Source organism: Bradyrhizobium genomosp. I (2014), from assembly GCF_000261685.1.
Classification (GTDB): Bacteria; Pseudomonadota; Alphaproteobacteria; order Rhizobiales; family Xanthobacteraceae; genus Bradyrhizobium.
The window spans coordinates 1-10,453 of the sequence record NZ_AJQE01000185.1 but is presented as its reverse complement, the minus strand read 5'-3'; the positions used below and the strand labels follow the sequence as shown (position 1 = coordinate 10,453).

At 65.2% G+C, this 10,453-nt stretch carries 10 protein-coding genes; 3 read left to right on the top strand and 7 right to left on the bottom strand.

Annotation, left to right across the window (positions count from 1 at the left end):
* On the bottom strand, positions 1-1,254 hold a 1,254-nt coding region (locus tag IC50_RS17710; RefSeq protein ID WP_035707358.1), incomplete at its 3' end, for a fumarate hydratase.
* Positions 1,255-1,466: 212 nt separating this feature from the next.
* Between IC50_RS17710 and IC50_RS17705 the strand changes: the two genes are divergently transcribed.
* From IC50_RS17705 to IC50_RS17700, 3 genes are all read left to right on the top strand, one after another.
* A complete protein-coding gene (locus IC50_RS17705) occupies positions 1,467-1,940 on the top strand; it encodes a hypothetical protein (protein WP_035707357.1) in 474 nt (157 codons plus the stop codon).
* 323 nt (positions 1,941-2,263) lie between these two features.
* Positions 2,264-2,437, top strand: a complete 174-nt coding sequence (locus IC50_RS42495) for a hypothetical protein (protein ID WP_193374130.1) — start codon at positions 2,264-2,266, stop codon at positions 2,435-2,437.
* Between the two features lie 116 nt (positions 2,438-2,553).
* Positions 2,554-3,228: a methyltransferase family protein gene (locus tag IC50_RS17700; RefSeq protein ID WP_035707355.1), complete on the top strand. Its 675-nt coding sequence runs from the start codon at positions 2,554-2,556 to the stop codon at positions 3,226-3,228.
* Positions 3,229-3,255: 27 nt separating this feature from the next.
* On the opposite strand, the gene IC50_RS17695 is transcribed toward IC50_RS17700, so the two are convergent.
* The 6 genes from IC50_RS17695 to fliQ all read right to left on the bottom strand — a co-directional run bounded on the left by IC50_RS17695 (position 3,256) and on the right by fliQ (position 10,393).
* Positions 3,256-3,963, bottom strand: coding sequence for a glutathione S-transferase (locus IC50_RS17695; RefSeq protein ID WP_035707353.1), 708 nt, complete (start codon positions 3,961-3,963; stop codon positions 3,256-3,258).
* Between the two features lie 148 nt (positions 3,964-4,111).
* Positions 4,112-5,113, bottom strand: coding sequence for a Tim44 domain-containing protein (locus IC50_RS17690; RefSeq protein WP_035707351.1), 1,002 nt, complete (start codon positions 5,111-5,113; stop codon positions 4,112-4,114).
* Positions 5,114-5,359: 246 nt separating this feature from the next.
* Positions 5,360-7,933, bottom strand: a complete 2,574-nt coding sequence (cckA, locus tag IC50_RS17685) for a cell cycle histidine kinase CckA (RefSeq protein ID WP_035707349.1) — start codon at positions 7,931-7,933, stop codon at positions 5,360-5,362.
* A 155-nt stretch (positions 7,934-8,088) separates the two neighbouring features.
* Positions 8,089-9,168 carry a flagellar biosynthesis protein FlhB gene (gene flhB, locus IC50_RS17680; protein WP_035707347.1) on the bottom strand — a complete coding sequence of 360 codons (1,080 nt, stop codon included), beginning with the start codon at positions 9,166-9,168 and terminating at the stop codon, positions 8,089-8,091.
* A gap of 4 nt (positions 9,169-9,172) precedes the next feature.
* The gene (fliR, locus tag IC50_RS17675; protein ID WP_035707361.1) at positions 9,173-9,949 is read right to left on the bottom strand and encodes a flagellar biosynthetic protein FliR; all 777 of its coding nucleotides are present in this window, start codon (positions 9,947-9,949) and stop codon (positions 9,173-9,175) included.
* A 180-nt stretch (positions 9,950-10,129) separates the two neighbouring features.
* The gene (gene fliQ / locus IC50_RS17670) at positions 10,130-10,393 is read right to left on the bottom strand and encodes a flagellar biosynthesis protein FliQ (RefSeq protein ID WP_018321865.1); all 264 of its coding nucleotides are present in this window, start codon (positions 10,391-10,393) and stop codon (positions 10,130-10,132) included.
* Between the last annotated feature and the right edge of the window lie 60 nt (positions 10,394-10,453).

Genomic DNA, 10,453 nt, shown 5'->3' with positions numbered 1-10,453 from the left:
CTCGCCCCTCTCCAGCCGCTCGCGCAGCTTGGCATGGGCGGAATCGCGCGCGACGATCATGGTGCCGGTCATCGAGACGCGGGTCTTGATCGGATACTTCGAGAACGTCGCCAGAATGTCCTTCATCGGCTGGTTGAGGTCGATCTTGACGACCTCGCCACCGAGCGACTGCTCGACCTGCGGCAGGTACTGCGCCGGGTTGTGCTCGAGCTCCTCGAGATAGACGCCGTCCCTGGTGATCTTGCCGAGCACCTGGCGGTCGGCCGAGCAGGACACGCCGAGACCGATGGGGAGCGATGCGCCATGGCGCGGCATGCGGATCACGCGCACGTCGTGGCAGAAATATTTTCCGCCGAACTGCGCGCCCACCCCCAAGCTTTGCGTCATCTTGTGGATTTCCTTCTCCATCTCGACGTCGCGGAAGGCATTGCCGTCGGGCGAGCCGTGGGTCGGCAGCGCGTCGAGATAGCGCGCGGAGGCGAGCTTCACCGTCTTCATGCAGAGCTCGGCCGAGGTGCCGCCGATCACGATGGCGAGGTGATAGGGCGGGCACGCCGCGGTGCCCAGCGTCAGGATCTTCTCCTTCAGGAAGGCAAGCAGCCGATCCTTGGTCAGCACTGAGGGCGTCGCCTGGAACAGAAAGCTCTTATTGGCGGAGCCGCCGCCCTTGGCCATGAACATGAACTTGTAGGCGTCGTCGCCCTCGGCGTAGATCTCGCACTGCGCCGGCATGTTGTTGGCGGTGTTCTTCTCCTCGTACATCGAGAGCGGAGCCACCTGCGAGTAGCGCAGATTGCGGCGCAGGTAAGCGTCGCGCGCGCCTTCCGACAGCGCCGCCTCGTCGTCACCGTCGGTGATGACGTTGCAGCCCTTCTTGCCCATGATGATCGCGGTGCCGGTGTCCTGGCACATCGGCAGCACGCCGCCGGCCGCGATGTTGGCGTTCTTCAGGAAGTCCAGCGCAACGAACTTGTCGTTCGAGCTCGCCTCACTGTCCTCCAGGATGGCGCGGAGCTGCTGCAAATGACCGGGCCGCAGATAATGGTTGATGTCGCCAAAGGCCGCCTCCGACAGCGCCCGTAGCGCCTCGCGCGAGACCACCAGCATGTCCTTGCCGAGGACCGTCTCGACCCTGACACCCTCGGACGAAATCTTCTTGTAGGGCGTCTCGTCCTTGCCCAGCGGGAACAGCGGGGTGTGCTTGTAGGGCGGAACGGGCTTGGACTGGTCGGGAAAGGCGGTGGGAGCGTTCATGGGGCGGATCTCGGGGGTTGTGGGGGCTCGCGGGCCCTTAGGCATAGAAGGGTTCTAAGCGCATTTTGGCCCGAAAAGAAAGGGAGCGGTGCGCATGGGAGAGGCAGGCCGGGCTCGGGAAGGCATTGGCACAGCTCGTGGAAATGCCTTTGCCCTCCCTTGCGCTTCGCGTCCGCCGAGGCTTGAATGCGCGCCCCAAGGGGCTTTTCATCATGACATTGAAACTGAACGTCCGCGGCGCGATCTTGGTCGCCGCTGCCATCACCGGACTTGTGACCCTCACCTCGCCCGCCCGCGCCGATCGCTGTGACGACAGCGCCAAGGAACTGGCGAACCAGGTCGACCGCCTCAAGGTGAACTTCCGGGCCGCCAACGTCGTTTACATGACGCATCCGGCGGCCAAGGAGCTGTCCGTGGGTTGCCGCGGCGACAAATATTCCATCGAGCTCTATGCCAAGGGTGATCGCAAACCCAAGCCGGAGTTCTATGCGCTGGTCGGTTCGATGGCCGCGATCGTCTTCACCGTGACGAAGGACGACACGACGACGGGCGCGACACGCTGCCTGAAGCGGATGGGCCTGTTGCGCGGCGACAGGATCAGCATGCGCTATCGCCGCCTCAACATGGAATGCACCCGCACCAGGACGGAGGCATCCATCGCCATCACGCGCGGCAAGGACGAGTAGGCGGTGCACTCACCCTGTCCGCGCGCTCGCGGCGTATGCGTCGCGGTGCCGCTCACCACATTCTCCGTCATTGCGAGCGCAGCGACTTGTCCGCCGAAGCCTTCGGCGAAGGCGGAAGCAATCCAGAATCTTTCCGCGGAGACAGGCTGGATTGCTTCGTCGCTCCGCTCCTCGCAATGACGAGGAAAGTCTTCGTTGTCTCCTCACATAGCGAAGACGCCTGCCTCATTCCGCCAATTCCCTCGCATTTTAGCGATTGCCTTGAGGGAAACTTCGTTCCTCGCAAGGCAGGCTCAATTGTTTCCATGTGTGAGGATTTGCGGATGAAGGTTTCCACCGTTGCGCCGCCGCCGATCGCGATCGTGGTGCCGAGCTACGACACGACCAAGCAGCAGGACGATCAGACCAAGACCCAGGACAACGACCCGACCTACAAGCCGCCGCCGCCCGCGCCGCTGCCGCCAGGTCAGGGCACGCGGATCGACCAGCTCGCCTGATCAGGCTTGCCAAAGCTGAAGCGCCCGATCCGGTCGATCGGGCTTTTCGCGCGTCCGGCCGCATCTTTGCCGGATAGCCGCGGCAGCATCGCGCGCCCTTCATCTGGGACCCGCGCATGATCGCACGCCTGCTGCTGCAGAGCACGGTCTTCGTCGCCGCAATGGGCGCGCTGCTGTTCGCGTGCGCCGGAACACTGCATTGGCCGTCGGCGTGGACGTTCCTCGCCACCTCCGCGCTACTCGGCCCGCTCTGCGGCTGGTGGCTCTACCGGATCGATCCGGCGCTGCTCGCCGAACGTCTGCGCCCGGTCCTGCAGAAGGATCAGCCCGCCGCCGACAGGATGTTCATGACCGTTTTCGTCGTCGCGATGCTGGCCTGGCTGGCCGTGATGGGGCTCGACCGGCGGTTTCAATCCTCGGACATGCCGATTGCGTTGCAGGCGCTCGGCCTCGGATTGCTCCTGGCCTCGACACTGTTCACCATGTGGGTCTTCCGCGAGAACTCGTTCGCCGCGCCCGTGGTGAAGCTGCAAACCGAGCGCGCGCAGCACGTGATCTCGACCGGTCCCTACGCCCATGTCCGCCATCCCATGTACAGCGGCATGGTGCTGTTCTTCACCGGCGTGCCGTTGCTGCTGGGGTCGTGGTGGGGACTTGCGATGATGCCGCTCTTCGTCGTCCTGCTCGCGGTCCGCATCCCTATCGAGGAGCGCATGCTGCGCGAGGGCCTGCCGGGCTATACCGACTACATGGCGCGGGTGCCCTATCGCCTTGTACCCGGCGTCTGGTGAGCGCCGATCGCTGTCCCGCCGGACCGGCTAACCATCCAGCTCGCGATAGCGGCGGAAGATGCCCTGCTCGTTGAAGGGAATGCGGCGCTCGCTTTCGAGATAGGCCTTGATATTCGGCCGTGCCGCGATGCGGTCGTGCAGACCGACAAGGCCCGGCACATCCGCTTCGAACGCTTTCATGCGCTTGGGGAAGGCATAGCGCAGCCCGTCGACGATCTGGAACAGCGAGAGGTCGACGTAAGTCAGGCGGCGACCGGTGACATGGGTGCCGCCGCTCTCGGCGAGAAGCTGCTCGAAATAGCCGAGATATTTCGGCACGCGCTCGCTCCAGAAGTCGGCCGTGCGCTTCTTCGCCGGCGGCTTCTGGTCCTCGTAATAGAGCGAGGGCCCGAGCGGATGATGGGTGTCGTGGATCTCGACGACGAGATCGGTGATGGTGAGCTGCAGCTGGTGCACCCAGAGCCTGCCGGCGTCCGTCTTCGGCGCAAGCCCATGGCGGGCGCCGAGATAGAGCAGGATGTTGGCGGTCTGGCCGATGACGAGCTTGCCCGCTTTCAGGAACGGCGGCGCAAAAGGCGGCGTGCCCTTGCGCGCGTCCATCATCTTCATCATTGCGCTGGTGCCGCGCGGACCGCGCGCGACGTCGACATAGGGCACCCCCGCCTCCTCCAGCGCCAGCCGCACATATTCACCGCGGCCCTGGATCTCGGGCCAGTAGTAGAGCTCGTATTTCATGGGTGGGTCCGTAAGAGTGGCGCGAGGCAAATCAATATAGCACCCGCCGCAAGGTTCCGTCAGCGTTGCAGCACCCGCCGCTCCTACCCCGACAAAAAAGGGGCGCCGTGCTCGAGCACGACGCCCCTTCCTGCCAAATCGCTTGCGATCAGTTGGTCTGCTGGATCGCCGACAATTCCCAGCCGCTGCCCGGGCGTCGGGCGAACGTCCAGACCTCCGTGGCTTCGCCCGGCTGCTCGCTGCCGGCAACAATTGCGCCGCTGTTGCGGTCGACCGTCTTGTCGGTAAGCGCGAAGCGCAGCGCCACCGTGGCGTATTCGGTCTCGCCTTCGCGCCAGGCTTCGGCGAGGTCGCCCTGCAGCAGCTTGACGTTGGTCACCTTGTTGACGACGTTGCGCGCGCGGTTCTGGGCGAGGTCCTGCTCGAAATAGGAGACCATTTCCGGCGTCGCGAGCGTGTGCAGCTTGGCCACATCCTCGTTCGACCAGGCCGTCTGGATCTCGCCGAGCAGGCGCTCGAATGCCTCATAGTCGCCCGGCTTGATCTCGAGCGGCGCGTTGTTGGCGCCGAAGCCGAAGCCGCCGAGACCACCAGCGAGGCCGCTGCGATAGTTCGCTTGCGGTCCAGGGCCTGCGCCGGCATCAGCATTGGCGTAGGCCGCGCGCGGGGCATGACGGCGCTGCCACCAGGACATCGCCAGCCGCACCACGAGAACCACGAGCGCGATCTGGATGATCAGGCCGAGGATCGAGGACAGGCCGCCGAGGCCGCCAAACAGGCCGCCGCCGAACAGCATGCCGAGCAGTCCGGCGCCGAGGAAGCCGGCCGCAAGGCCGCCCAGGAAGCCGCCGCCGCGACCGAACAGGCCACCGCGCGCGGGCGCGGTTGCGGCCGAATTCATGCCTGCGCCCGGCTGGGTGTAGGTGCGGTTGAACTGCGAGGCCGAGCCCGGCGCGGTCGTGGTCGAGGGCGGTGCCGAATAAGTGCGCGAACCGCGCGAACCCGACGAGAAGCCGCCTCCGACGCGCGCATCGGCGGACGAGATCGCCAGCGCGGTCGGCAGCGCAAGCGCCAGCACGACGGCGATCGTCTTGAAGAGATTGCGGGAGCGTAGCGAGAAAGTCATGTGCGTTTCCCAAATCCCCGGCATGGGGACATGCGCTTAAGATGGGCAGACTTCCCGAAAAGTGAAGCCGGTTTCGGAACCCGCGGCTGCGGCCCTCAGTCGCGGGGATGTGACGAAACCCCATATTTGACGGGGGCTTGGCCGGTGCACCCGGGAACCGTGGTCGCCAGTTACCGGCGGTTTTGGGATGAAGATTCCGCTTTTTCCTCGTCATTGCGAACGGAGTGTGGAAGCGGTTGGGCGCAAGGAACGGCGTGCCGCCTCCCGCTCTCACCCCTGCTTCGCCATCGTCTCCTTCACCGCCGCCACCAGCTGGCTCAGCGTGAACGGCTTTGGCAGGAAGTCGAACTGCTGGCCTTCGGGCAGGCTCTTCTCGAAGGCGTCCTCGGCATAGCCGGAGACGAAGATGAACTTGATGTCGGGGTTCTTGTCGCGCATCGCCTTCAGCAGCGTCGGGCCGTCCATCTCCGGCATCACGACGTCGGAGACGACGAGATCGATCGCGCCGCCCTGCTCCTCCAGCACGTCCATGGCCTCGACGCCGTTCTCGGCCTCGACCACGGTGTAGCCGCGCGAGCGCAGGCCGCGGGCGTTGAGCGCGCGCAGGCCCTCTTCGTCTTCGACCAGCAGGATGGTGCCCTGCCCGGTGAGATCGGTGCGCGGCTTGGCCTCGGCGACCGCAGGCGCGGCTTCCTTCGCAGCGCTGACCGCGGCTGCGGACTGCTCGACCTGCACTTCCTCCTCGGCATGGTGACGCGGCAGGAAGATGTGGAACGAGGTGCCCTGCCCCGGCTCGGAGTCCACGTAGATGAAGCCACCGGTCTGTTTGACGATGCCGTAGACGGTGGAGAGCCCGAGGCCGGTACCCTTGCCCACTTCCTTCGTCGAGAAGAACGGCTCGAAGATCTTGTCGCGGATGTCGGGAGGAATGCCGGTGCCGGTGTCGGCGACCTCGATCCGGACATAATCCGCGGCCGGCATGCCCTTGTAGGCGAGCCTGCCTGCGTCCTCGGTGGTGACGTTGGCGGTACGGATGATCAGCTTGCCGCCGTCGGGCATGGCGTCGCGCGCGTTCACCGCGAGGTTGACGATCACCTGCTCGAACTGGGAGACGTCGACCTTCACCGGCCACAGATCGCGGCCGTGGACGAGGTCGAGCTTGACCTTCTCGCCGATCAGCCGGCGCAGCAGCATGGTGAGATCGCTCAGGGCGTCGCCGAGATCGAGCACCTGCGGCCGCAGCGTCTGCCGCCGCGAGAACGCCAGCAGCTGCCGCACCAGGGTCGCGGCCCGCGTCGCGTTCTGCTTGATCTGCATGATGTCCTGGAACGACGGGTCGGTCGGCTTGTGCGCGTTCAGCAGGAAGTCGTTCGCCATCATGATGGCGGACAGCACGTTGTTGAAGTCGTGGGCGATGCCGCCGGCGAGCTGGCCGACCGTCTCCATCTTCTGGGACTGGTTGATCTGGTTCTCCAGCGCGCGCCGCTCGGTGGTCTCGAGCATGTGCACGATGGCGGCTTCCGCCTCGTTCTCGGCCGCATCGACCGGCGTGACGAAGAACTGGCCCCAGCGCTCCTTGGCCCCTTCCAGCGCCACCTCGACCGGAGCGATATCGGCCTTGCCTTCGGCGGCCTGGTTGATGGCGGCGATCAAAAGGTGCCGGTCGCGCGAATTGACCGCGCGGAAGATCGACTTGCTGGCGCTGTCGAGCCCGAGCGCCTGTCCGAGCTTGGCATAGCGCGCATTGGCGCGCACGACATTGCCGGCGCGATCGACCGTCGCGATCGCCATCGGCGTGTGGTCGAAGAAGCGCATGAAGCGTACTTCGGCGGCGCGGTCGGGGTCGCTGCGCTCGTCGCGGGCGCGGCTGATCACCAGCGTGCGCGACGGCCCCGGCGCACCGTCGGCGCCGAAGGCGAGCTTGTGATAGAGCCGCACCGGCATGGTCTTGCCGGTGCGCATGCGCAGGTCGATGTCGAAGACCTCCGTCTTCACCTCGCCCGGCACCGCCACGATCGAGGTCAACAGCGAGGCGCCGTCGCCGGACACGATGTCGGTCAGCTTCAATCCGCCCGAGCCGATCTCGGCGAGGTCGTAATCGAGCCAGTTTGCCAGCGTCGCATTGACGTAGGCGAGCTCTCCGGCCGGATTGACCGAGAAGAAGCCGCACGGCGCGTGATCGAGATATTCGATCGCGTGCTGGAGCTCCTGGAACACGTCCTCCTGGCGCTCGCGGTCGCGGGTGATGTCGGCGATCGACCACACCGCGTATTTCGCGTCGCGCTTTCCGGTGCCGAGCGGGCGCACCCGCATGCGCAACCAGCGGCCCTGGCTGCCGTCATGGCCGGAGATCCGCACCTCTTCCTGCTGCCGCTTGCCTTCGCGGGCGGCCTTGAGCAGCCGGAACACCGCTTCGGAGACGTCGGGGTTGCCGATGAAGACGCGCTCGACCGGACGCACGTCCTGCGGACCGCTGGCGCCGGTCAGCGTCAGGTAGGCCGCGTTGGAATAGACCACGTGGCCGCGCGGATCGGTCACGGCCAGCCCGTCGAATCCATGATCGGCGATCCGGCCCACGACCGGATCATCGAGACTGCGATCGGCGAAGCGGATGATGCCGGCGGCGAAGGCGAACAGGTTGAACAGGCCGACCATCGCCAGCACGGCGAGGATGCCGAGGATATAGGGCTGCGCCTGCGCCCGCCCGAGCGTCATCAGCCCGACGGCCACCGCGACGAGGCCGGCGGCCACCAGCAGCACCAGCGCAATGCTGCCCGAGCGCGGCGACGGTTCGTGCGCCGGAACGGGCTCGCGTGTGAGGTCGTGGTCGGTCTCGGCGGTCATCTCAAGCTGGCGCAGCCTGTCGGCAGAAAATCAACGCGCTACGGGGCGCGTAGGGTCCTCCCTGCCTGAATCGGACCCAAAGGTGCAAGGGCAGCAGGGGCGAAACGTACGCTGATTCCCAGATTACGGCCATTTCCGGTACTTTTCGGGGTGTTTTATCCCCGCCCGGCGCTGAATCCGCGCTTCAGCCGCATGACGTAGCCGATCACCTCGGCGACCGCATGGTAGTGTTCGGTCGGGATTTCCTGGTCGATGTCGACCGTGGCGTAGAGCGCGCGGGCCAGCGGCACGTTCTCCACGATCGGGATGTCGTGCTCGCGCGCGATCTCCCGGATCTTGAAGGCGAGGTTGTCGACGCCCTTGGCGACGCAGATCGGCGCCGACATGCCACGCTCATAGGACAGCGCCACCGAGTAGTGGGTCGGGTTGGTGATGATCACCGAGGCCTTGGGAACCGCCGCCATCATGCGCTTCTTGGCGCGCTGCTGCCGCAACTGCCTGATCTTGCCCTTGATGTGCGGGTCACCTTCGGACTGCTTGAATTCTTCCTTGATCTCCTGAAGCGACATCTTCTGCCGCTGGAACCAGCTTCGGTACTGGAAGAAATAATCGGCGATGGCGACGATCGCGAGCGCTGCGACCACCGCGCCGAGCAGATGAATGGTCATGCTGGTGCTGGCACCGAGCATGGCGGCCGGATCGAGCCGGACCATCGCCTCCATGCGATTCCGCTCCGGCCACAGGATCATGGTCATGACCACGCCGAGCACCACCAGCTTGCCGATGCCCTTGAGAAAATTGGCTGCCGCCTGCTTGCCGAAGATGCGCTTGAATCCGGCGCCGGGCGATATCTTGCTGAGCTTGGGTGTCAGGGATTCGGTCGACCAGACCAGGCGGTGCTGCAGCATGTTGCCGGCAATCGCGGCCAGCATCAGCATCAGGAGGGGCACGCCGATCGCCGCGAGCACGGCGAATTCGATCTGCTGCATCAGCGCGAGCAGAGCCTTGCCGTCGGTCTTGATCATCCAGGAATTGGCGAGCAGATTGCGCATCGGCGCCAGCAGCCCGCTGCCGACCGACCCCGAGAAGGTCGACACCACGAGCGTGCCGCCCGCCATCATGAACCAGGTGTTGATCTCCTGGCTCTTGGCGACGTCGCCGCGTTCGAGCGCATCGTCAAGGCGCTTTTGCGTCGGGTCTTCTGTTTGACTCTCTGGGTCCTTGTCTTCCGACATCGATCTATCGTGCCCTGAGCGGCATCATCTGGTGCATGACACCGATGAAATAATCCAGATACGTGCCCATCATCGCCGTGAGCACCACCGCGAGCACCAGGAAGCCCACGAAGATCGAGAGCGGCACGCCGACGAAATAGACCTGCATCTGCGGCATCAGCCGCGCCAGCACCCCCAACCCGATGTTGAAGACGAGGCCGAACACCAGGAACGGCCCGGAGAGCTGCAAGCCCAGGCGGAACGCGGCTGCGAAGGCGCGCGTTGCCAGCGAGGCGACATCGCCGCTCGATACGGTCTCGCCCGGCGAGAAGATCGCGTAGCTGTCGTTCAGCGCCGCGATCACCAGATGATGGCTGTCGGTGGCAAACAGCAGCGTCACCCCCAGCATGGTCAGGAAGTTGCCGACCAGCACGCCCTGCTGTCCCTGCGTCGGATCGACCGAGGTGACGAAGCCAAGCCCCATCTGCTGGGCGATCACTGATCCCGCAACCTGGAGCGCCGACAACGTCACGCGCGCGGTCGCGCCCAGCACGATACCGATCACGATCTCATGCAGCATCAGGACCAGCAGCGGCGCCAGCGAGCCCATGTCGACGTGGTAGGCGTTGCGATGCAGGGGCAGGATGATCAGCGTGAGCAACAGCGCGATCGACAGCTTTATCCGCGTCGGAATGTTGGTCTCGCCCAGACCTGGCAGCAGCATCACCATCGCGCCGACCCGGGCGAAGGCGAGCATGAAGGAGGCGGCGAGCGCCGGCAGCAGCGAGACGTCGATGCGCATGGCCGAATGCCTCGGCTCCAACATTCGCATGCCATCGCGGCAGGCACTCTTGCGAATGTTGGAGCCAAAGAGGCATTCGCAAATATCAATAGTCGTGCGGCTATTGGATTTGACATTCGCCAACGCGGCTCGCGGAGCCCCCTGGGCGAATGTCAAATCCACCGCACGACGCATTGTGCCTCAGCCGCCGATGATTCGCGACGAGATCCGCAACATGTGGGCGTGGAGCGCGTCGGCCATGAACGGCAGCGCCAGCAGCATCGTGGCGAAGATGGCCAGGATCTTCGGCACGTAGATCAGCGTCTGCTCCTGGATCTGCGTCAGCGCCTGGAACAGCGACACGATGACGCCGACCACGAGGCCGACCACCATCAGCGGCGAGGACACGATCACAATGGTCCAGATCGCATCGCGCGCGACGTCGAGGGTTTCGGGTCCGGTCATTTGCAGAATTCCTTGTTCAACCTTCATCCCCGCCACCGCGGCGGGGAACGCATGCCCTCT

Excerpts from the sequence above, each read along its gene's own strand:
- IC50_RS17705 (WP_035707357.1), top strand. The coding sequence starts at position 1,467 with ATGACATTGAAACTGAACGTCCGCGGCGCGATCTTGGTCGCCGCTGCC.
- IC50_RS42495 (WP_193374130.1), top strand. The coding sequence starts at position 2,264 with ATGAAGGTTTCCACCGTTGCGCCGCCGCCGATCGCGATCGTGGTGCCG.
- IC50_RS17700 (WP_035707355.1), top strand. The coding sequence starts at position 2,554 with ATGATCGCACGCCTGCTGCTGCAGAGCACGGTCTTCGTCGCCGCAATG.
- IC50_RS17695 (WP_035707353.1), bottom strand. The coding sequence starts at position 3,963 with ATGAAATACGAGCTCTACTACTGGCCCGAGATCCAGGGCCGCGGTGAA.
- IC50_RS17690 (WP_035707351.1), bottom strand. The coding sequence starts at position 5,113 with ATGCCGGGGATTTGGGAAACGCACATGACTTTCTCGCTACGCTCCCGC.
- cckA (WP_035707349.1), bottom strand. The coding sequence starts at position 7,933 with ATGACCGCCGAGACCGACCACGACCTCACACGCGAGCCCGTTCCGGCG.
- flhB (WP_035707347.1), bottom strand. The coding sequence starts at position 9,168 with ATGTCGGAAGACAAGGACCCAGAGAGTCAAACAGAAGACCCGACGCAA.
- fliR (WP_035707361.1), bottom strand. The coding sequence starts at position 9,949 with ATGCGCATCGACGTCTCGCTGCTGCCGGCGCTCGCCGCCTCCTTCATG.
- fliQ (WP_018321865.1), bottom strand. The coding sequence starts at position 10,393 with ATGACCGGACCCGAAACCCTCGACGTCGCGCGCGATGCGATCTGGACC.